The 21,463-nt window shown below is 66.8% G+C and carries 21 protein-coding genes and 1 pseudogene; 11 read left to right on the forward strand and 11 right to left on the reverse strand.

Annotated elements, in window-relative coordinates:
• Positions 1–135 precede the first annotated feature (135 nt).
• Positions 136–1,326 (forward strand): annotated as a pseudogene (locus ACLJQZ_RS38915) (bifunctional 3,4-dihydroxy-2-butanone-4-phosphate synthase/GTP cyclohydrolase II); the annotation flags it as partial.
• Positions 1,327–1,510: 184 nt separating this feature from the next.
• Here the strand turns inward: ACLJQZ_RS38915 and ACLJQZ_RS38920 are convergent.
• On the reverse strand, positions 1,511–2,080 hold the full coding sequence (locus tag ACLJQZ_RS38920) for a TetR/AcrR family transcriptional regulator (protein ID WP_410625545.1): 570 nt from the start codon (positions 2,078–2,080) through the stop codon (positions 1,511–1,513).
• On the reverse strand, positions 2,077–3,036 hold the full coding sequence (locus ACLJQZ_RS38925) for an aldo/keto reductase (protein WP_410625547.1): 960 nt from the start codon (positions 3,034–3,036) through the stop codon (positions 2,077–2,079). Before ACLJQZ_RS38925 ends, ACLJQZ_RS38920 begins: the two co-directional genes overlap by 4 nt.
• A gap of 241 nt (positions 3,037–3,277) precedes the next feature.
• On the opposite strand from ACLJQZ_RS38925, the gene ACLJQZ_RS38930 reads away from it, so the two are divergent.
• The 6 genes from ACLJQZ_RS38930 to ACLJQZ_RS38955 all read left to right on the forward strand — a co-directional run bounded on the left by ACLJQZ_RS38930 (position 3,278) and on the right by ACLJQZ_RS38955 (position 10,064).
• A complete protein-coding gene (locus ACLJQZ_RS38930; protein ID WP_410625548.1) occupies positions 3,278–4,318 on the forward strand; it encodes a TauD/TfdA family dioxygenase in 1,041 nt (346 codons plus the stop codon).
• Between the two features lie 28 nt (positions 4,319–4,346).
• On the forward strand, positions 4,347–5,762 hold the full coding sequence (locus ACLJQZ_RS38935; protein WP_410625550.1) for an MmgE/PrpD family protein: 1,416 nt from the start codon (positions 4,347–4,349) through the stop codon (positions 5,760–5,762).
• Positions 5,763–5,862: 100 nt separating this feature from the next.
• Positions 5,863–6,636: a GntR family transcriptional regulator gene (locus ACLJQZ_RS38940; protein WP_410625552.1), complete on the forward strand. Its 774-nt coding sequence runs from the start codon at positions 5,863–5,865 to the stop codon at positions 6,634–6,636.
• 153 nt (positions 6,637–6,789) lie between these two features.
• On the forward strand, positions 6,790–8,181 hold the full coding sequence (locus ACLJQZ_RS38945; RefSeq protein WP_410625553.1) for an acyclic terpene utilization AtuA family protein: 1,392 nt from the start codon (positions 6,790–6,792) through the stop codon (positions 8,179–8,181).
• Positions 8,178–8,489 (forward strand): DUF4387 domain-containing protein, encoded by a 312-nt coding sequence (locus tag ACLJQZ_RS38950; protein WP_410625555.1) that lies wholly within the window; start codon positions 8,178–8,180, stop codon positions 8,487–8,489. Before ACLJQZ_RS38945 ends, ACLJQZ_RS38950 begins: the two co-directional genes overlap by 4 nt.
• A 159-nt stretch (positions 8,490–8,648) precedes the next feature.
• On the forward strand, positions 8,649–10,064 hold the full coding sequence (locus tag ACLJQZ_RS38955) for an MFS transporter (RefSeq protein WP_410625556.1): 1,416 nt from the start codon (positions 8,649–8,651) through the stop codon (positions 10,062–10,064).
• Positions 10,065–10,291: 227 nt separating this feature from the next.
• Here ACLJQZ_RS38955 and ACLJQZ_RS38960 read toward each other — a convergent pair whose 3' ends face one another.
• Positions 10,292–10,609 carry a hypothetical protein gene (locus tag ACLJQZ_RS38960; protein ID WP_410625558.1) on the reverse strand — a complete coding sequence of 106 codons (318 nt, stop codon included), beginning with the start codon at positions 10,607–10,609 and terminating at the stop codon, positions 10,292–10,294.
• A 24-nt stretch (positions 10,610–10,633) separates the two neighbouring features.
• On the opposite strand from ACLJQZ_RS38960, the gene ACLJQZ_RS38965 reads away from it, so the two are divergent.
• A complete protein-coding gene (locus tag ACLJQZ_RS38965; protein ID WP_410625560.1) occupies positions 10,634–11,023 on the forward strand; it encodes a hypothetical protein in 390 nt (129 codons plus the stop codon).
• Positions 11,024–11,307: 284 nt separating this feature from the next.
• Here the strand turns inward: ACLJQZ_RS38965 and ACLJQZ_RS38970 are convergent, their stop codons facing one another.
• Entirely contained in the window at positions 11,308–12,567 is a 1,260-nt protein-coding gene (locus ACLJQZ_RS38970) for an MFS transporter (RefSeq protein ID WP_410625561.1), read from the reverse strand.
• Between the two features lie 183 nt (positions 12,568–12,750).
• Here ACLJQZ_RS38970 and ACLJQZ_RS38975 point away from each other — a divergent pair, with 183 nt between their 5' ends.
• A complete protein-coding gene (locus ACLJQZ_RS38975; RefSeq protein WP_410625563.1) occupies positions 12,751–13,446 on the forward strand; it encodes a GntR family transcriptional regulator in 696 nt (231 codons plus the stop codon).
• A 107-nt stretch (positions 13,447–13,553) separates the two neighbouring features.
• The gene (locus ACLJQZ_RS38980; RefSeq protein WP_410625565.1) at positions 13,554–14,729 is read left to right on the forward strand and encodes an amidohydrolase family protein; all 1,176 of its coding nucleotides are present in this window, start codon (positions 13,554–13,556) and stop codon (positions 14,727–14,729) included.
• Positions 14,730–14,839: 110 nt separating this feature from the next.
• Here the strand turns inward: ACLJQZ_RS38980 and ACLJQZ_RS38985 are convergent, their stop codons facing one another.
• Both ACLJQZ_RS38985 and ACLJQZ_RS38990 read right to left on the reverse strand, forming a co-directional pair.
• Entirely contained in the window at positions 14,840–15,934 is a 1,095-nt protein-coding gene (locus tag ACLJQZ_RS38985; protein WP_410625567.1) for a medium chain dehydrogenase/reductase family protein, read from the reverse strand.
• A gap of 24 nt (positions 15,935–15,958) precedes the next feature.
• The gene (locus tag ACLJQZ_RS38990; protein WP_410625568.1) at positions 15,959–17,182 is read right to left on the reverse strand and encodes an FAD-dependent monooxygenase; all 1,224 of its coding nucleotides are present in this window, start codon (positions 17,180–17,182) and stop codon (positions 15,959–15,961) included.
• Between the two features lie 116 nt (positions 17,183–17,298).
• Between ACLJQZ_RS38990 and ACLJQZ_RS38995 the strand changes: the two genes are divergently transcribed.
• Positions 17,299–17,895, forward strand: coding sequence for a TetR/AcrR family transcriptional regulator (locus ACLJQZ_RS38995; RefSeq protein WP_410625570.1), 597 nt, complete (start codon positions 17,299–17,301; stop codon positions 17,893–17,895).
• A gap of 543 nt (positions 17,896–18,438) precedes the next feature.
• On the opposite strand, the gene ACLJQZ_RS39000 is transcribed toward ACLJQZ_RS38995, so the two are convergent.
• Genes ACLJQZ_RS39000 through ACLJQZ_RS39020 form a run of 5 tightly spaced genes read right to left on the reverse strand, consistent with a single transcriptional unit; the run spans position 18,439 to position 21,463 of the window.
• The gene (locus ACLJQZ_RS39000; RefSeq protein WP_410625571.1) at positions 18,439–19,161 is read right to left on the reverse strand and encodes a dienelactone hydrolase family protein; all 723 of its coding nucleotides are present in this window, start codon (positions 19,159–19,161) and stop codon (positions 18,439–18,441) included.
• Positions 19,158–19,697 carry a cupin domain-containing protein gene (locus ACLJQZ_RS39005; RefSeq protein WP_410625572.1) on the reverse strand — a complete coding sequence of 180 codons (540 nt, stop codon included), beginning with the start codon at positions 19,695–19,697 and terminating at the stop codon, positions 19,158–19,160. Before ACLJQZ_RS39005 ends, ACLJQZ_RS39000 begins: the two co-directional genes overlap by 4 nt.
• A 13-nt stretch (positions 19,698–19,710) precedes the next feature.
• Positions 19,711–20,556, reverse strand: a complete 846-nt coding sequence (locus ACLJQZ_RS39010) for an HpcH/HpaI aldolase family protein (protein ID WP_410625574.1) — start codon at positions 20,554–20,556, stop codon at positions 19,711–19,713.
• 38 nt (positions 20,557–20,594) lie between these two features.
• A complete protein-coding gene (locus ACLJQZ_RS39015; RefSeq protein ID WP_410625576.1) occupies positions 20,595–21,032 on the reverse strand; it encodes a VOC family protein in 438 nt (145 codons plus the stop codon).
• Positions 21,033–21,034: 2 nt separating this feature from the next.
• A complete protein-coding gene (locus ACLJQZ_RS39020) occupies positions 21,035–21,463 on the reverse strand; it encodes a GlcG/HbpS family heme-binding protein (protein WP_410625578.1) in 429 nt (142 codons plus the stop codon).

The following is a 21,463-nucleotide window of genomic DNA, read 5'->3' on the forward strand; positions in this document are numbered from 1 at the left end:
ACGGTTCCGGGGAAGCCGGGGGCGGCAGTGTCATGCAAGCCCACGAAGGGCTACCGCACCAGGCCGTCACCCCGGCTTCCGCCTGATTCCTACCACAAGCCCCATCCAAGGACTCGCAGAGAAGAGGATGCACTAGTGACCACACAAGCCACCCGCTCGGTCGAGCGCGCCATCACCACCATCGCCAAAGGCGGCATGGTGGTCGTCGTGGACGACCACGATCGCGAGAACGAGGGTGACCTCGCCGCCGCCGCCGAGCTGATCACCGTCGAGCAGATGGCGTTCCTCGTCCGGCACAGCACCGGCATCGTCTGTGCCCCGATGACCGCCGAGCGCGCCGAGACCCTACGGCTGCCGCCGATGGTCGCCGACAACACCGACACCCACGGCACCGCGTTCACCGTCAGCGTCGACCACGAGAGCACCACCACGGGCGTGTCGGCTGCCGACCGCACGCGCACCGTCCGTGCCCTGGCCGACGCAGCCACCCGGTCGGAGCACCTGCGACGTCCCGGCCACATCTTCCCCCTGCGAGGCCGCCCAGGAGGCGTCCTGACCCGCGCCGGCCACACCGAAGCCGCCGTCGACCTGACGACCAAGGCGGGTCTGTCCGGAGTCGCCGTGATCAGTGAGCTCGTCGACGAGGACGGCTCGATGCGCCGCGGTACATCCCTGACCGCTTTCGCCGACGAACACGACCTGCCCCTTCTGACGATCGCCGACCTCGTGCGATACCGACGCACCACCGAGAGCCAGGTCGAAAGGGTTGCCTCGGCGCGAATGCCCACCGCGTTCGGTGACTTCGAAGCCATCGCCTATCGCGACATCCTCGAGGGAACCGAGCATCTGGCTCAGGTGACGGGGGACCTTGTCGCAGCCGGCCGGAGTGAGGTCGGGGCGTTGGTGCGAATCCATTCCGAGTGCTTGACCGGTGACGTGCTCGGCTCACTACGCTGCGACTGCGGAACCCAGCTTCAGCACTCGCTGCGGGCCATCGCCGCGGAGGGCAGCGGTGCGGTGATCTACCTGCGTGGACACGAAGGCCGCGGCATCGGGCTGGCCCGGAAGATCTGCGCCTATTCCCTGCAAGAACAAGGTTTCGACACCGTCGATGCCAACATCGCTCAGGGACTGCCCGTGGACGGGCGTAGTTACCACATCGGCGCCCAGATCCTCCGCGACCTCAGCGCCACCCGCGTCCGGCTGATCACCAACAACCCGGACAAATCCGCGGGACTCGCCAACTACGGCATCACGATCACCGAACACATCACCGTGCCGGCCCAAGAGACACCGCACAACGTCCGCTACCTCGCCACCAAACGCGAACGCCTGGGGTCACCATCTGGCCAGTATCGCCGCCGGACACTGATTCCCACGCGGTCCGCAGGTTCAGCGGTTCCGTTCGTCGCTGATCAGATTCAGCGTACCCAGCTCGTCGTTAGTGCAGTACGGGCCGAGGTTGTCATGACGAAAAGGGGTCCACGGAAGTCAACTGTGTTGTCCTCGATCAGGTCAGGGCGGCCAGCAACAGGTCGCACACCCGGGCGAACCGCTCATCGGCGTCCGGGTCGCTCCACTCGGCGGAGTGCGCGGGGTGGTGGAACGACGTCGTGGCTTCGAACACCGCTCGGGCCGTGGTTTCCGGTCGCTCGACATCCAGATCGGCCACGATCCGAGTCAGGTGAGAGACGAGCTCGGCGACGTGTTCAACGACCGCAGTTGAGTTATTGCCGAGCAGGCTACGGTAGGTCTCGAACAGCTCGGGATCACTGACCGCTGCAGCGCGTTTGCTCGCGAAGAGGTGCCACAGCCACGCCCGTAGCCGCTCCAGGGCCGGATCGGCGCTGTCGGCGATCGCGGTCAGGACGGGGGCGGCGCGGCCGAGGAAGCGCCGCGTGACGGCGTCCTGCAGGGCCGCTTTGGAAGGAAAGTAGCGGTACACCGCGGCGTGGCTGACACCGAGTGCCCGCGCGACATCGACCACGCCAGCTTTGCTCGCGCCGTGGCGGCGCAACACATCTTCGGTCGCCGTGAGAATGGTTTCCCGGTCCAGCAGCGGCTTCGCTCTGCCGGTCATTCGCGTTCGCTGTCCAGCATGGCCATCAGCGCGGGCGCGTAGCGCTCGCCTGCCACCGCACCGTGGGGCACGGCGGTCTCGATCGCAGCCAGGGTCGCCGGGGTAAGCGCCAGCTCGGCGGCGGCCACGGCGTCCCGGATCCGGCTCGGCTTGCTCGCGCCGACCAGCGCCACGATGTGCGTCCCCTGAGCGAGCACCCACGCCGTCGCCAGCTGGGCGACGGTCGCGCTGAGTGCGTCCGCGATGGGCCGCAACCGGTCGACTAGAGCCAGGTTGTGCTCTACGTTCCCGGGCTGCAGCTGTGGTAGGTGCCCGGGAGTTTCACCGCTCGCGCGGTAGGCGCCGGAGAGCAGACCGTGCGCGAGTACCCCGTACGCGGTCACACCGACGCCCAGTTCGCGGCAGACGTCGAGGATCGCCCGCTCCGGACCTCGGTTGAATAGCGAGTACTCGACCTGAACGTCCGAGATCGGGTGCACCGCGTGGGCGCGCCGGATCGTCTCGGCTCCCACCTCGGACAGACCTATATGCCGCACGTACCCGGCCTGCACCAGCTCCGCGATCGCCCCCACGGTTTCCTCGATCGGCACGGCGGGGTCGAGCCGCGCGGGCCGGTAGACGTCGACATGGTCGGTACGCAGCCGTTGAAGCGAGTACCCCAGGAAGTTTTTCACGTGAGCCGGCCGCCCCTCGACACCGACGAAGCGCCCTGCGGGATCGCGCAAGCCGCCGAACTTCACGCTCAGCTGTACTCGTTCCCGCTCGCGGGGGCGCAATGCTCGCGCGACCAGCTCCTCGTTCAGCCCCGCTTGGTAGAAGTCCGCGGTGTCGAGAAGAACCATTCCGGCGTCGACCGCTGCGCGGACCGTGTCGGTCGAAGCCGGCGTGTCGGTGAGCCCGCCTGCTCCGAATCCGATCGCAGAGGTGGTCATCGTGCCGAGCGTGCGCGTCTCCATAACGAGCATCGTAACAGATATCAGATTTTGTAAGTTGTCACCTCTGAGGCCATGTAATCCTTGACGACCAAGCCTCATCGCTCTACAGTTTTGCTATAGCAGGTAGCACACTGCAGATAGCGACTTCGCGTTTGGACCGAACACCCCCGTCCAGCCGGTGTGGACGGGCGCTTGACGCAACGCTTGTGGAATCTCCCGGACAGGCCGGGAGAGCGCGCTGACCCAACGGAGGAATCAACGCATGCAAAGCAAAGACATTCCGTGGTACCCCGCCGATCTGACCGATGAGTCACGGTGGATTCATGTCTTGTCGGGCGCGGAAATCGACGACATCGACGCGGCGCTGAACGCGGCAAAGGACGCCGGTCACACCTGCGAGACCCTGACCAAGGACGGCTTTCCGCTCGAAACACTTCCCGGCATCTTGACCCAGGCACGAGACCACCTCGAGAACGACCTCGGGATCTTCGTCCTGCGGGGTTTCCCGGTCGAAAATTATTCGAAGGCCGACCTGCGACTGATCTACTGGGGCGTCGGCCTGCACATGGGAACGGCCGTGTCCCAGAGCAGCAAGGGAGACGTCCTCGGAGACGTGAAGAACTTCGGAAACAAGGTTTCCACCGCCACGGGACGTGGCTATATGTCCCGCGAGCACCTGGGCTTCCACACGGACACGTCCGACGTCGTCGCCCTGTTCGTACTCCGTACCGCGAAGAGCGGTGGACGGAGCCTGTTCTGCAGCTCAGTGGCCATCCGCGACAAGATCGCGAACACGTGGCCCTGGCTTCACGACGTCCTGACGCAACCGTTCTACTGGAGCTGGAAGGGACAGGAGGCCGAGGGTGAACTCCCGTACTACCAGCAACCCATCTTCAGCTACGAGGCCGACCGCTTCTCGTCCCGCTACATCAAGACGCACATCCTCGCGGCACAGGATTTTCCGGATGTCCCGCGCCTGACCGAAGAGCAGCGGGCCGCGATGAACGCCATCGACCTGCTGGCCAATGATCCGGTGTACCACTTCTCGATGATGTTCGAGCCGGGTGACTTCCAGTTCCTGAACAACCACGTCACCTACCACGCGCGAACCGCGTTCGAGGACTACGAGAAAGAGGATCGCCGTCGGCACCTGCTGCGCATGTGGCTCTCGGTCCCCAACAGCCGCCAGCTGAGTCCGGCCATGTCCGCCATCTACCGGGACCCGCGCGCCGGCGCCGTCCGCGGCGGCTTTCCCTCGCGTATCGACGGACACGTCTTCGAAACCAAGGTCTCCGAGTTCTGATCACACGAAACGAAAGAGATCACTCGCTATGACCGAAAGCGACAACGCAGTCACGGACAGCATCCTCGATCGGCTCGGATCCCGTGTCGCCACCCTCTCGTATGACGACCTGACCGAAAGCGGTCGCCGTCTGTTCCGCGTGGCCTTGGTCGACACCCTGGGAGTCGCGTTGGCCGGTTCCGGTTTCCCTGGTGCAGTCATCACACGGGCCGCACTGCACGCATCGCTGGGGGAAAGCCTGATCCTGGGGTCGCCCGACCGGGTCGATGTTCTCGATGCCGCGATGCTGAACGCGATCGCAGCCCACGCGCTGGACTATGACGACGGCAATCCGATCATGGGCGGACATCCCTCGACCCTGCTGATCCCAGCGGTCCTCGCCGTCGGCGAGGAACTGGGTGCCTCGGCCACCGAGGTGATCGCCGCGTACGCGGCCGGCTACGAAGTGATCATCCGTCTGTCCCGTGGGATCAACTCCGCGCACTACGAGAAGGGCTGGCATCCCACTTCGACCATCGGGGTGTTCGGAGTCGCGGCCGCCGCGGCCCGGCTGCTCGGACTCGACGCCAAGCAATGCACGGTTGCGCTGGCGATCGCGGCATCGATGGCCAGCGGCGTCAAGGCGAATTTCGGGACCATGGTCAAGTCGTTGCATGTCGGGCACGCCGTGCGCGACGGTCTGCTGTGCGCCAGGCTGGCGGCCGGCGGGTTTACCGCCAACCGGCTGGCGCTCGAGGCCAGGCAGGGCTTCCTCGACGTCTACAACGGCGCAGGATCCTACGAGCTCCAGGCGATCGTGGCGGACCGTGGCGCATTAGAGATCAATACTGGTTTCAATCCGATCAAGGCCTATCCGTGCTGTGCCAGCACTCACTCGGCGATCGGTGCGGCGATGGACATCCGGCGCACACACGGAGTCCGCGGGCAAGAGGTGGAGACGGTGCGAATCGTCGTGGACAAAAACCGCATGCCGCACACCGATCGGCCGCACCTGCAGGAAGCATTGTCGGGCAAGTTCAGCCTGCAGTACGTCGTTGCCCGCGCACTTCTCGAGGGCCGCGTCGTGCTCGAACACTTCGAGAACGACGCCCACCTCGATCCGTCGGTGCAGGCACTGATGGGCCGAATTGAAGTCTCCGCCGCGCCGCCGGGCGAGGTGCCGAACTCGTTCGCAGCAAATGTCTCCGTCACCGTCGGCACCGGCGAGACATTTCATTCGCGAGTCGACCGACCGGCACTCGGCGGTGACGGAACAACGGCGGATCCGCCACACCTGTGGGAGAAATTCGCCGATTGCGCAGGACGAGTGCTCGCCGCTTCGGACGTCACCGCCCTCGCATCGGCTCTCGATTCCTTCCCGGAGTACGAGGATGTTCGCGACTTTGTTCAGCTGGCGCAGGCGACGCCGGCGCGGCAGACCACCCTGGCGGGTTCAGCTACCTGATCTGAAGGGGGTCGCCACACCTCGTCGGCTTCCCCTACTCGTCGGGCACACTGACAGCGGACAAGCAGAGTCGACCTGGAAGACGCCCAGAGGAGATGGAATGGCTGCCGACAGGACACGGGACATGCTGACGGTGAGTCCGAGCTTGAGTGACCAGGCCTACCGGGCGCTGCGGAAGATGATCACTGACGGTGAACTGGCCTGGGGAGAGCGGATCACCGAGCGGTCGCTGGGAGAGCGGCTCGGCGTGTCGGCCACGCCGGTACGAGAGGCGTTTCGACGCCTCGAACACGAGCGCCTCATCGAGCGCCGCGACGGTCGAAATGTCACGGTGGCCGATCCTGCCGCGACCGACCTCGCCAAACTGAACCTGATCCAAGCCGCGCTGCGCGGAGTCGCGGCCCGGCTGGCGGCCGAATCGGCTACCGACGATGAGCTGACTGCGATCAAGAACAGCTATCAGCTCAGCATAACCCAACGCTCGACAGTCCAGAACCTCACTCCAGCCCAACGTATCTCTGTCACTCGAGAATTTCACGGGCTCATCGACCGCGCGGCACACAGCGAGATACTGCTGGACATGATCGCGACGACAACCGCGTTCGACCTCGGCGAACGGGTGCGCGCTGTCGAAACTCTGCGCGAACGCTACCCGGCCGAGAAGGGTCTCGACGAACACCGCGAGATCCTCGAAGCCCTCCTTGCGCGCGACGGTGAGCGCGCCGAGCAGTTGATGCGCGCACACCTGACCCGGACCGGCGACTTCTTCCTCGAACTCCGCAGGTTGGCCGACAACGAAATCGGCGCCACCGCACGCAGTGACAACCACGGCGGTGCGAACAAGGAGTCCACCGGTAAGGAACTACGTGGATAAGCACAATCTTCACGAACTGGAGACATCGGACCGTGGCGTGCTCGCCGCCGCTCACCATTCTCCGGCCAAGTCCCATCAGAGGAATCGAGGAAACCTGACGTGAGTACCCCCTCGCCGCCACCCGGCCCGACCGACGCAACGGTGCGAGTACTGGTGCCGGTCGGCATGCTCGGCGGCGGCTTCCCCCCCGAGACCGTCGACCGCGGGATCGCACTCGGGGCGGACATCATCGCCGTGGACGGCGGCTCGACCGATTCGGGCCCATACTACCTTGGTGCCGGTGTCGCGAAGACTGCCCGCGCCGCGGTCGCCCGGGACCTCCGGGCCATCCTTCCTGCCGCACATGCCGCCGGCATCCCCGTGGTTGTCGGCTCCTGCGGGACCGCCGGCACCAATGCCGGCGTTGACTGGGTGCACGATATCGCTCGAGAGATCGCCGCAGACGAAGGCCTGAATGTACGGGTGGCGCGCATCTACAGTGAGCAGCGCGCCGAACATTTGACAAAACTCCTGGCTCGAAAACGGATCCATCCGCTCGAACCCGCCGGAGCGCTGACGCCGGAGACCCTCGGGCGGTGCAGCCACATCGTCGGGCTCATGGGGCACGAGCCGATCGCCGACGCTCTTGCCGCTGGGGCAGACATCGTGCTCGCCGGCCGATCGACGGACACCGCGCTCAGCGCAGTGCTGCCACTCACGTGGGATCTACCGCCCGGTCCGGTGTGGCACGCCGCGAAGATCGCCGAATGTGGAGGCCTGTGCACGACCGACCCCCGCGCCGGCGGCGTCCTGGTCACCCTGGACCCGGGCGGCTTCACCATCGATCCGCTCGCCCAGACCGCAGCGTGCACACCGGCCAGCGTGGCCGCCCACATGATGTATGAGAACGCCGACCCGTTCCTGCTGCGGGAACCCGCCGGCGTACTCGACACCAGCCGCGCCACTTACACCGCCCTCGACAACCGCAGAGTCCGTGTCGAGGGGTCGCGGTTCGAGCCGGCAGCTCAACACACCATCAAGCTCGAAGGCGCGGCTCCGGTCGGTTATCAGACCATCGTCATCTCCGGCATGCGTGATCCGGGCGTCCTGGCGCGGCTCGACGAGTGGTGCGATCGAGTGCTCAACGATCTCCATCACCGCATTCCCAAGGTCTTCGGCTTGACCGCCGACGACTACGATGTGCAGATACGCCGCTATGGTCATGATGCGGTGCTCGGTGCCGCCGAACCGGATTTCGGACATCCGCCGCGAGAGGTCGGGATCGTCTTCATCGCCACGGCCGCGGACCAGGCCACCGCCACCCAACTGGCGAAATTCGCCAATCCGAGCATCCTGCACGCTCCACTCGCCGACGAAAAGTCTCTACCCAGCTATGCATTCCTCGGATCTCCGGCGGAGATCGAACGCGGACAGGTATACGAGTTCCTCCTCCAACACGTTGTGGACGTCACGGCACCCGACGAGTTGTTCAGCACCGTCTATGGCGACCTTACGCAGACACCCGAAGAACTGCTCGCCACTATCGAGAACGAGAGCCTGCGATGACCGTCCCACTCGGTGAACTCGCCACCCTCGTGCGATCGAAGAACGCCGGCCCCTTCTGGGTCACCATCGACATCTTCTTCCCCACCACAGCGACCTACGAGCGCGCATCACACTCGGCCGCGACCGACCCCCGGACGATTGGCGACCTGTACCGCGTCGACCACAACCGGATCCGTATCTTCCACCTTCCCGAACTGTGTGCCATCAAGATCTCTTTTCCCCGGCCCATCACCCAAGGCGCCCTGCGTGATCGCGACATGCACGCCGGCCAGCAACACGTACCGCTCAGCGGCCTCGCCATCGCATAACCAAGATCAAACTGGACTACAGACCATCTCGACAAAAGGTTCATCGTCGACGCCCGGGCCATTGATCCCCCTGCGTCAGGATATTTCTTCCGCCACTTACCGTTGAAACCGATGAAGCGTTGATCGCGCGGACAACGAAGTCCAAGGAAACGAGGCGTTATGGAAATAGAGTCCGCGTCGCCTGAACAGGCTCGACTCGAGGCCGAGGTCGGCGATCGCCTGGACCGGCTGCCGGTGGGAAGTTGGCACCGGCGTCTGGTCGCGCTCGTCGGGATCGGCACCGTCTTCACCTTCTTCGAAGCAGCACTGGGGGCTGTGCTGGTGCCCTTGCTGCCAGCTGGATGGGTCGTCACGACGGCCGACAAGTCGATAGTGATCGGCTCGGTGTTCGTCGGCGAGATCCTGGGGGCGCTGTTCCTGGTGCCACTGGCGGACCGGTTCGGCCGTCGCACCATGTTCCAGGTGAATCTGGCCGGCTACGCGGTACTGGCGGTCATCAGTGCGTTCGCGAGCGACCTGCCGACCTTTGTCGTACTTCGCGTCCTCATGGGCATCGGCCTCGGTGCCGAGCTGATCCTGGTGGACAGCTTCCTCGCCGAGTTGCTGCCCGCCGCGCGACGGGGCAGGATGATCGGCCAGTGCTACGTGTTCGGATACCTCGCGCCCGCGGCCGTAGGACTGCTGGCGGCGTTTTTGCCGCGCAAGCTCGCGGGCATCGACAGTTGGCGTTGGCTGCTCGTGTTCAGTGCCCTCGGCGCCGTGGTGGTCTTGCTCTTGCGCCGACACCTTCCCGAATCACCACGCTGGCTAGCCGCGCGAGGGCAAAACCGGGCGGCTCTCACCGCGATGTCCCGAATCGAGACCGCGGCAGCCAGGCTTTCTGGCCCATCCCCTACAGTTCGACACCAGGCACCTTCTCGGGTTGGTGATGACACCAGTGCACACGGCGCCATCGCAGACGATGAATCCGGTCGTGCAGTGCCGCTGCGGATGTGGCATCCACCGCTCCTGAACCGCACGCTACTGGCCTCGATAATCTGGACCTGCCAGACTGTCGGCTACTACGGGTTCGCATCGATCGCACCTCTAGTACTGCTCGAGAAGGGATTCACCGTCACAAAATCCCTTGGCTATACCGGCTTCACCGCACTCGGTTACCCGCTCGGCGCGCTGCTGATGATGGTTTCGGCCGAGCGAATCCAGCGCAAGTACCTGCTCGTTGCTGCTTCCTTGGTGGTCGCCTGCCTCGGCATCGTCTTCGGCGTAGCCGATGCGACGTGGTTGATCGTCGTCGCCGGGTTCGGACTCACCGTAGCCAATGTCGTCATGGGCAATGTCAGCCACGCCTATACTTCCGAGCTGTTTCCCACCAGCCTGCGCGCCACTGCGAACGGACGTACCTATTCACTATCCCGCGGCATGTCCGCAGTCTTGCCGTTCATTGCACTACCGATTCTCTACAACCTGGGGTCCGGTATCCTCTACGTACTCTGCGCACTGATTCTCGTAGTCGTCGCCGCCGCCGTGTTGATCTGGGGTCCACACACCAACGCCCGCCAACTCGAATCCATCTAGCAGCGCGCGTACCGAACCAACTCAATCCGAAAGAAGATTCCGCAATGGCTCAGCCGACGATCGGAGATTTCACCGCGGGCTCGCTCCCCACGTCCGCGAGTCTGTACGTTGAGACACTGCTCCCGGATCGGCCATATCACCGGACCATCATAATGGTGCACGGCTCGATGCATACCGGAGGCTGTTATCTGTCCACAGCGGACGGCGGCGACGGGTGGGCACAGGTACTAGCGCAAGCCGGCTACCGAGTACTCGTTGTCCACTGGCTCGGCAGTCGGGCGGCTGGCCAACCGAAAGGACCACTGGGCAGCGGTGAGGAAGTGTGCCACGCACTGGGCAGGTTGATCGGCTCGATCGAGGGCCAGGTTGATCTCCTTGTCCATTCCATGTCGGGACCCTTCGGCTTCAGGCTCGTCGAGACACACGGAAATCGGATCGCCACACTTGTCGCTGTCGCACCCGGCCAGCCCGGAAACATTCAGCCGGTCCCGAAAGTCGTGCACGAAGACGACAACACCATCACGATACAGCTTGGCGATCGCCACCAAACGATACCTAAGGATTGCCAGGTGCCTCCTTACCCTGAAGCAATCCTTCGGTATACACACAGTGCACGCTTCCCGCAGCACGCCATCGAAGACTACGTCGCCACGCTCGTCAGCGTGCACAGCCGGTTCATCCTCGAACGTGTCAACGTCAACGGATCTCAACTGTGTGTTCGGGCCGCCGAACCGTTCGCGAACAAACCGGTACTCGTAATCACAGGCTCCGACGACACGCTGCATCCCCGCGAGGTGGACGAAAGGACCGTGGCCTGGCTCGCCGACATGGGTGCCTCGGTCGAATTTCTCTATCTCCCCGACTTAGATGTGTACGGCAACGGACACATGATGATGGTCGAGGACAACAGCGAAGACCTTGCGAAGATGATCGATCACTGGATTCGCTCACCGCATTGAGCCAGAAAGCCCGAGTCCGTGTAACCACCAGGTGCGTATGCGGCACTCCTCCGCCGCTGTGCGCATTTCTCACCCGTTGTGCCGATCACGTCCTTTTCGGCACCAACTACCCCTTTCAGGCCATGAGCGCCGCGACCGAGTTCTGCGCACCGCACCGATCAGCGAAGCCGACTGGACCAAGATCGCCCACGGAAACGCCAAGCACTTGCTCGGCTTCGGCCGGCATCACGCAGTGCCCCGCCGGGCACGTAGGGCATCCCGGCGGGGCACTGCTGTCCGGAAGGTTACGGGGTGGGGTCCAACCCAGGCAGCAGCGCCGGTGCCGGCGTGGTCGTCGCCGTTCGGCGTCGCGGAACCAGGACGCTGCTCACCGCCCCGGCCAGCGCGGCCACGGCGAACACGACGACGTTGCCGGCCAGCCCGACCCCGGACGCGACGAGCAGGCCGCCGATCGCCGGTCCCGCCGCCGCGCCGAGCCTGCCGATCCCCGAGGTGACGCCCAGGGCGGTGGCGCGGGCCCCGGTGTCGTAGTGCATGGCGACGTAACCCCACAAGACCGACTGGCTGCCGACAATCATCGCGCCGGCCACGAAGACCAGAACCGAGGTCAGTGCCGGCGAATGGGGCGCGGTCAGCAGCAGCATGGCCGCGGCAGCGAGCACGAACAGCGTGGTCGCCACCACTCGTCCGCCGAAGCGATCCGAGACAGCGGCACCGACCAAGCCGCCGACCACCGACCCGATGTTCAGCAGCAGCAGGAACGTCAAGGCCGAACCCAGGTCGTAGCCCGCGCCGCGCATCAGTTGCGGCAGCCACGTGTTGAGCCCGAACACCAGGAGAAACCCGCAGAAGTTCGCGACGGCGAACAGGACGGTGGCGACTGCCGCTTGGCCGCAGACGAGCGCGCGAACCTTGCCGCCCCCGGCCGCCTGTCCGGCCGACGCGAAACGCGCCGACTCCGGCAGCACCCACCACGCCAGGGGCACCAAGGTCACCAACGGCACCGCCCCGAGCGCGAACAGCCCGCGGAACCCGATCGGCCCCAGCAGCGTGATGGAGGCGACCGCCGCGACCACACCGCCGACCGGGAACCCGGACAGCATCACCGAGTTGTAGAAGAGCTTGCGGCCCGCCGGCGCGACCTCGACAACCAGGGCGATCGCGGTCGGCGGGATCCCGCCGAAACCCAGTCCGGCCAGGAAGCGGAACAAGCCGAGCAACCCGGGTGACGGCGCGAGCGCGACGAGCACCATCATCACCGAAAACCACACGAGCAGGCCGATGAACAGCCGGCGGCGCCCGAACCGGTCGGCCAGCCACCCCGATGCCGGCGCCCCGAGGAACATGCCAAGCAGCGCGTAGCTGCCGATCGCGCCGGCCTGTCCGGCGGACATGCTCCACCCGGGATGAGCCAGCATGGTGGGAACCACCGAGCCGTACACGATCAAGTCGTAGCCTTCGAACACGATCGCGCCGAAGCCGAGAGCGACGACGAGCCACGCGGACCGTGCGACAGGCGGGGTCGCGGCGGCAGGAGAGGACATCAGCGGCCTCCGGTTGTCTGGGGTCAGGAAACTTCGATGCGGCGGACCGCCGCCCCTGGTCGCCCGGATCGGGCCCATGCGCCGCACGCCGTGCGGCCGGTCAGTTCTACGTCTTCGAAGTTCGAGTTGTCAATGAACTTTCGAATCTTGGGGTTGTACTCGTAACCGGCTACGATGTTCGCTATGAGCGGGAGTGCGGGCGTGACGCGAACGGACGCGGTCTACCAGCGACTGCGCGCCGACATCCTCGGTGGCCGGCTGCCCCCCGGCGAGCGATTGAAGTTTCCGCTGTTGTCCGAGCGGTACCAGACCAGTGTGGGCGCGGCCCGCGAAGCGCTCACCCGCCTGGCCGCCGACGGCCTGGTGACGACCCGGCCGCATCAGGGCTACCTCGTCACACCCTTGTCGCACCGCGACCTGGCCGAGCTGACCCAAGCCCGCGTCGAGATCGAGTCACTGGTGCTGCGCCTGTCCATCCTGGAAGGGAGCGTGCACTGGGAGGCCCAGGCGATGGCCGCCCACCACCTGCTGGAGCGCGCTCCGTTCGAGCACCCCGACGACCCGGCCCACCCCTGCGACGAATGGTCCGTCGCCCACAGCGCGTTCCACGCGGCCCTGCTGGCCGGATGCAGCAACCAGCGCCTGGTCGACATCGCTCGGTCCCTGCGCCAGGAGGCGGAACTCTACCTGCAATGGTCGGTGTCCTTCGGCACCGAACCGGACCGCGATCTCACCACCGAGCACCGGCAAATCCTCGAAGCGGCGATCTCGCGTGATGCCGACCGCGCCCAGGGACTGCTGCGCGATCACATCGCCCACACCGCGTCACTGCTCATCCGCGGCGCCCCGGACGAGCCGAACGCCCCGGCCGGCACGTAGCCCGGCCATTCGGCCGGGTTACCGCCAGGCTTGACACCTCTGGTGTTATCAAATATTTCTGATACTGCCGACTCGTGTTCCGCCCAACGATGAGAGGACATGACACCATGAGCAACACTCCCTGGACCAGGAGGAAGTTCCTCGGCACCGCCGCGGCAGGTGCCGCGGTCGGGATTCCGGCGCTGGCCGCCGGGCCGGCGCAGGCTGTCGGCACCACGGCAAGCGAGAAGATCGCACTGACCAACGTGCGCGTCTTCGACGGCCGGGCCCTTTCGGCGCCGCGAACCGTGGTCATCGACCACGGCCTGATCGGCGCCAGTACCGTCGGTGCCCGCGTGATCGACGGAAAGGGCGCTACGCTGCTTCCCGGCTTGATCGACGCGCACATCCACCTGGAGAACGTGGCGACGCTCGAGCAGCTGACCAGCTACGGCGTCACCACCGGCCTGGACATGGCGTGCTGGCCACGATCCCTAATCGACTCGCTACGGCGCCGCCCCGGCCTGACCGACATCCGCAGCGCCGGCGTACCTGCGACCGCACCCGGCAGCCTGGAGAGCCAGATTCCCGGGTTCCCCCAGTCCGCGCTGGTCAGCAAACCGGAGCAGGCCGAGGCGTTCGTGGCCGCCCGGGTGGCCGAGGGATCCGACTACATCAAGCTCATCGTAGACATACCCGGCCTCGACCAGCCCACACTCAACGCACTGACCGCGGTCGCGCACCGCTACGGAAAGCTGGTCATGGCCCACGCCCCCGCCTCCGCCGCGGTCGACGAGGCCCTGCTGGCCAGCGTCGACATGATCCACCACGTACCGCTCGACACCGCGCTGACTGCGGCGGTCGCGGCGCAGTACGCCTCGCGCCGACGCATCTCGGTGCCGACCCTGACGGTGATGGAAGGCTTCGCCGGGCTCGGAATCCCGGGCACCAGCTACGGCGCCGCCCGCGACAGCGTCACCGCCCTGCACCATGCCGGCGCTCAGATCCTCGCCGGCACGGACTCCAACCACACCCCGGGAATCCCCGTGAACCCGCCCTTCGGCAGCAGCCTCCACCACGAACTGGAACTGCTCGTCGGCGCCGGGCTCAGCACCGTCGAGGCACTGCGGTCGGCGACCATCCTGACCGCGCAGGCGTTCCGCCTCCCCGACCGCGGCGTCATCGCCCCGGGCTACCGCGCGGACCTGGTGCTCATCGACGGTGACCCCATCGCCGACATCCGGGCGACCCGCCGCATCCAGCGGGTCTGGGCCGGCGGGATCGAGCACACGGCCGCCGCCTGACCATCCGCTTGCCGCGTCGCCATCGCGACGCGGCAAGCGCCCGTCAGCCTGCAGCCGGACTCGGTGGTTACAGTGATCAAGTTGACGACGCGGCCGGGGGGATGCGCAATCTACGGTGTCAGGATCACTTTGCCTCGGGTGGTACGGGATTCGACGAGCTGCAGAGCGGCAGCCGCGTCGGTGAGCCGGAAGCGTCCGGCGATCTGTGGGGTGATGACGCCGTCGGCCAGCAGGGCGAGGACCTCGTTCAAGTCGTGACGCAGGCGGGTTCGAAACGCTCGGGGTGAGGTGCTGCGGCCGGCCCAGAAGTTGTAGAAGCCGGCGCGGCGGCCGTTGGGCGCGAGGTTGTACGCCTGTAGCCGGGCCAGCAGACGGGTGATCGTGAAGATCACGCTATCGGTGTCGTTGAGGCCAGTGGCGTTGCCGTAGCAGACCAGCGTGCCGCCTGGCGCCAGCAACCTGAAGGACTGGCGTGCGCTGGCGATGCCGAGGTGATCGAAGATCGCGTCGACGCCGTTGGGAGCCACTGAACGCACCGCCGCCGCGAGGTCGGCGTTGTGGTAGTCGAGCGGCACAACGCCGGCGGTGGCGAGGGCCGGGTGGTGTCGAGGTGCCGCGGTGCCGATTACGCGGACGCCGGCATAATGCGCCAACTCGACCAGGACCGACCCCACGCCACCGTTCGCACCATGGATCAGAATTGTCTGTCCGTCCCGTATCTGCGCTCGGCGGTGCAGCATTTGCCACGCGGTGATCCCGTTGAGCAGCAACGTCTCCACCTCGACGGGGTCCAGTGAACCGTCGACGGGCAGCAGGTCGGAAGCGTCGATGAGCTGGTGGCTCGCCCATCCTCCGGTTTTGGTGACCGCCGCTACGCGCGTGCCGAGCACGGACGGGTCGACGCCGGCACCGACGGCCGCGACGGTGCCGACCATGTCGTAACCCGGAACGAAGGGGAACTTGGGCTGGCCGGGATAGCGGTTACGACGCATCAGTTGTTCGGCGAAGGACACTCCGGTGGCCTCCATGCGGACGAGCACTTGCCCTCGTCCCGGCATGGGAAGCGGGCGGGAGCGGATGAGGAGTCCGGTGGGCTCCACGAGTGCGGGAAGCACAACTTCGGTGAGCACCGACGTCTCGGTGTCGGGCGGGTCGAGCGGCATGGACAGCGGGGAACGAGCCGGGTTACTTGTCTTGCGAGTCATCGAGGGTCTCCTGAATTGGTCCGGTCATCGGGCGTGCGGTGCCGGCAGCGGCTGGTGTGTGCCGGCGAGGGGATAGCCGGTGAGTGTTCCGGTGCGGGCGCCCCCGCGGCGGCTCGACCACTCGAACGCGGCGATCAAGGGCCGGGTGGACGCCACCCGCATGAGCGCATTGCGAATACGGATTCCGCGTTCGGTTCCCGGCGTCAAAAACGTGCCCACGGTCCACGCGGCCGTCCGCTGCGACGTGGCCGCCTTCTCGCGCATCACCCGCTCGTAGCGCTGGTATGCCTCAACATGGTTGTCCGCGGCGAGTGCCAGTTCTCCGGCGAGTGTGTAGGCACCCAACATGGCGAGCCCGGTCGCGCTGCCGCCCGGACCCGGGCACCACGCCGAGTCGCCGACGAGCGCGATCCGGCCGGTCGACCACCGGGCGAGGCGGATTTGGCTGATGCTGTCGAAGTACAGGTCCGGGGTGTCCTGCAGAGCGGCGAGCAGGGCGGGGACCCGCCAGCCTGCCCCGGTGAAATGGCCTGCGATGAGACGCTTCTGATCCTCGACGCTGTGGCGGTGGTCGTCGCGGTCGGCCGAGGCGAAGATCATGGTCACCAAAGCGGTCGTCGTGTCCCTGCCGCTGTTGACCATGACGAACTTGCCGGGTTCGTTGTAGACCACCCCGCCGTGGACGATCCCGAAGTCGTTCGGGATGCGGAATCCCGCGACGTACAGACCAAGATCATGCCGGAAGAACGTTTCCTCTCCGAACGCCAGCCGGCGCACCCCTGAGTGCGGTCCATCCGTGCCCACGACGAGGTCGAAGCGCCGCGCCGGACTACGGGCAAAGGCGACCTCGACGCCGTCGGGCGTCTCGGCCAGTGCGGTGACCGCGTCATCGAAGCGGTATTCGGCGACGCCTTTGCTCCGGTCGTACAAGATCCGCGCGAGATCGCTGCGCTCGATCTCCACCTCGCCGCTCAGGAGTGCGGAGGGCAGTGTCGACACGCGACGCCCGGTCCGGTCGACCACGATCTGATCGCCCATGCCGGTCTGATGTGCCTTGATCTCGTCGTCGATGCCCATGCGCGCGAGCAGGTCCATCTGGTCGCCGCGGAAATCGACCGGCGAGCCACCACTGCTGCGCAATGCCGGGGCCTGCTCCACCACCGTCACCGCGTAGCCGGACCGGCCCAGCCAGTACGCGAGTGACGGTCCGGCGATACCGCCCCCGGAGATGAGGACCGACCTGGTCATAGCTGCTCCTCGTACGCTCGATCGTGACGCTGACGAGAACAGCCTCGCACAAGTTATCCATTTGGTCAATCCAATCGGAGGAACCGTGCGGATGATCCATCCGGTATGGTGCACGCATGGGCAACAAGGAAGATTTGCTGGCCGGCGCCTTGGAGTGTCTGCGAACCAGAGGCTGGACGCGCACGACCGTCCGGGATATCGCCGAGGCCGCCGGCGTCAACCACGCGGCCATCGGCTACCACTTCGGCTCACGAGACGCCCTGCTGACCGAGGCGTTCACTCAGGCGATGGATACCTGGGGTGCCGAAACCACACGGGCCGTCGAGGCGGCCACGATCTCGGACGCCGGACGCGGGGGCCAGTATGAAGTGTTCTGGCGATCGGTCCTCGCTTCGTACGCTGAGAACCGATGGCTCTGGCTGGTCATGATGGAAGTAGCCGTGCAAACCGCACATTCCCCGACCTTGCGTGACCTGATGGCCACAAGCCTGCGGGAAGGACGCATCGGGCTCGCCGCTGGGCTGCTCGGCATACCGCAGGACACTCTCGACTCGCGATCCGAACGCTCTCTCGGCTCGTTGCAGATGGCGCTCGTATCCGGCATCTTCATCCAGTGGGTGCTTGATACCGAAGCCACTCCCGACGAACACGAGATCTCCGATGGCATTCGGACGCTCGCCGACCAGATCCGTCTTCCACCAGAGCTGGCCTGATCAGTGATTTATCTCGACAAGTAATGGGCGGGGCGACCCCGCGAGCGGATGATCGACGACAGCGTCTTGCGGGTCGCCCGGGAACTGGTCAACGAACGCGGCTACGACGCGTTCAGGAATGTGTGAAGTCGGCGAACGCGTGGGTACCAGCCTCGGCGCGCAGTACCGACGCTGGCCAGCAAGCACAACTTGATCGTCGCCACCCTGCGCGCTGCCGCCCCGGCGTCGACGTCACGCCCGCCGATGATCCCGCCACAGGCCTTCTGCAAGGAATGGTCGTCCCGCCGAGAGCCTCCACGGCGGTGCGCGCTCTATGCCGGCCCCCTCTTGGCGAAGCCTGGCTCCGAACTCGTCCGCACGATACGCGAAGCGAAGATCGACCCGTTCGGTTCCGCGCATCGGCAGCGGCTGCGCCGGTTGATCGGAGCAACGCCGGACTTCGAGGAACGTGCCGGACAGCCCTCAATACAACCGTTGCCCCAGGAGACCGAACGGAAATCCTGTAGGCCGATGCAGGCCATCGTGTCGAAGAGGTTCAGGTGATCATCGCAAGTGGTCGCCGAAGAAGGCTTCGATGCGCTTCCACGCATCGGCCGCGGAGTCCGGTTCGGGGCCGATCCCGGCGACGCGCATGAGCGGGCGCAGCACGCGCGGGCCGGCTTCGGCGTCGTTGAGGAAGGCGTGGCTCGCGGCCGGGTATTCCTTGACGTCGTGGGCGACCCCGGCGTTCGTGAGCGCCGTCTCCAGCTTCGCCGCGGCACCCCGCAGGGACGGGTCTCGGCGGCCGTAACTGCCGACGATCGGGTACGCGCCCGTCAGCACCTCGTCGAGGTTCTTCGGCAGCTGCCCGTAGTTGACGGCCGCGGCGTCGTACCCGGCTCCGGCGTTCAGCAGCGCGAACCCGCCGCCCATGCAGAAGCCGATGACGCCGATCTTTCCGGTGCAGCGCTCGGATCCGGCCAGGTACCGGCGCGCGACCTCGATGTCGGCGAACGCGCGGCCGCTGCCCTTCAGCATCGCCCGCATCGTCGACACCAGGCACCGGCGGGCGCCGCCGTCGCTGTAGAGGTCGACGGCGAGGGTCAGGTAGCCGAGGCTCGCGAGCCGGTCGGCGTGCCGGCGCATCACGTCGTCGATGCCGAAGATCTCGTGGATCATCACCAGCCCGGGCCAGGGCCCGTCACCCGGTGGGGAGGCGAGGTAGCCGCGCAGCGACGGGGATCCGCCGTGCTCGGCGGCGAGTCCGGACAGATCGAGGTCGGTCATCGTGCCTCCCGTGGCAGCGCGTCGATCATGGTTCCCAGCATCAGGCACGGAGCGTCGGAACGGTTGCTCCAGCCGTGGTTCGTACCCTGAATGATGACGGTGTCCGACGCCTCGAGGGGCACCTCCTCCTCGTCCAGGATCAGGTGGATCTGACCACGGACGACGTGGATCACATCGAGGGTGTCGGTGCGGTGCATGGTCGGGCTGCGCTGCCGGTCGGTGTCGGTCGGCTCGTGCTCCTGCCCGACGAGCTTGTTGACGTCGGCGAACATCTTCTGGTGCGTCCCGGGTTCCGGGTCCGGCCACAGTTCCAGGGCCCGCACGAGCATCCCGCCCGGGAACGGCGAGCGCGCGGCGCCGCCGTCGAGCGAGCGGTCGCCGTCGATGTCGTTGTCCACCGGGGTTTCGCGGGTCTTCCACAGGGTGCCGCGCCAGAAGAACCCGGGCTGCTCCTGCTGGTTGGGCAGGCCGGTCCGGAGCACGGCCGACCGGCCGTTGTCGTCCAGGCCGACGACGTAGCGTTGTAACTGCGCCATGGTGGTGGTCCTTTCAGTACGAAGAGGGGAACCCGCTCGGCGGCGCCGGCGGCCGGGTGTAGCCGTTGCTGGCCGCGACACCCGCGTCCGCCGCGGCGACCGTCGTCTCGCACAGCCGCCGGAACGCGAGGACGTCGAGCCCGACGCACAGCACCGAGATCCCGTTTTCCAGGGCGGCGGCGCAGGTTTCGGCCGACGGGTCGAGGATCGGGCCGCCGATCAGGGCCACGCCGTGGCGCTTCGCCGCGGCGTGCACCGCGCGCTGGGCCTCCCGCACCGCAGGGCTGCTGTGCATGCCGGGTCCTTCGCCGAGGGCGAAGGCGAGTTCGCCGGCCGCGAAGACGAGCAGCTCGACCTGCTCGAGCGCGCAGATCTGGTCGATCTCGGCGACGGCCTCGACGGTTTCGATCATCGGGATCACCAGCAGCCCGGCGTCGCTTTCCCGCAGGTAGTCGTCGAAACCGGCGACGGTGTAGCCCGGCACGCGCAGCGCGGGACAGAGACCGCGGGTGCCTCGCGGTAGGAAGGTCAGCGCGTCGATCACCTCGCGCACGTCGGCGGCGGAACGCACCATCGGCACGACGATGCCCGCGGCACCCGCCTCCAGGGCTCGCCGGGCCGACGTCGTGTCGGCCGGGTCGGGGATCCGGACCAGCGGGACCAGCCCGGCGACCTCGCAGGTGCGCATGGTGTCCTCGAGCGCGCGCGGGTCGAGGGCGCTGTGCTCGCTGTCGAGCCAGACGTAGTCGAACCCGGTGGCGCCGAGCACCTCGATGAGCGTGTGGTCGCCCGTGAAGCACTGCATCCCGATGGGGACGACGTGCTCGTCGAGCATGGTCAGCAGGCGGTTCCGCGCCATTTCTCACTCCAAACCGATCGTTTCCGTTATCGCGAGAGCTAGTGATCGACGTCTCGCTCCTGGAATGGGACCGCGCCGAAGCCGCCGGCGGGCGCGGTGAAGAGGCGGACGACGATCCCGTCCGGACCCTCGACCTCGATCGACCGGCCGGTCCGGCGCCGCTTGATCGGCGTGCTGGCCGCGCCGGCGGTCCGCAGGTGCTCGGCCCAGGCCTCGAGGGCCGCGTCGTCCGGGACCTCGAAGGTGACCGGGTCGTAGCCGGGCCGCGCCGGGTAGCTGTCCTCGGCGATCCGCAGCTCGATCATGCCGGGGAAGCCGGGCAGTTCCAGGATCACGCCGAAGCGCGCGCCCGAGGCGTCGTGGTGGTCGAACCGTGGGACGTGCCGGGCGCCGAGGATCCGCGCGAACCAGGTGGTTCCGGCGTCGAGGTCGCCGACGACGAAGGTGACGTGGTGGACGCCGCTGATCGCGGGCACGTCTACTCGCCGGGGTCCGCGGCCAGCCCGGCCGCTTCGATCCCGGCGACCGCGCACGCCTCGTCGGCGTCGGGCAGGTGCCCGCTGACCCCCACCGCCCCCGTTACGTCGCCCGTGGCGTCGCGGACCAGCACTCCCCCGGCCACCGGCACGAGGTTTCCTTCGGCCAGCGCGGTCAGTGCCCCGACGAAGTGGGGATGGGCCTCGGCGCGCCGGGCGAGCGACCGGCTGCCGACGCCCAGGTTCAGCGCGCCGGCGGCCTTGCCGCGGGCGATCTTCTCGCGCAGCAGGGAGGAGCGGTCCTCGCGGGCGAAGGCGACGAGCGCGCCGCCGGCGTCGAGGACCGCGACGGTCATGGGCGGTAGGTCTGCGGCGCGCGCGTGCGCCAGTGCGGTGGCGATGATCGCCTGGGCGTCGGTGAAGGCGACCAC

The sequence above is a fragment of the Amycolatopsis sp. cmx-8-4 genome, assembly GCF_046548675.1.
Lineage (GTDB): Bacteria > Actinomycetota > Actinomycetes > Mycobacteriales > Pseudonocardiaceae > Amycolatopsis.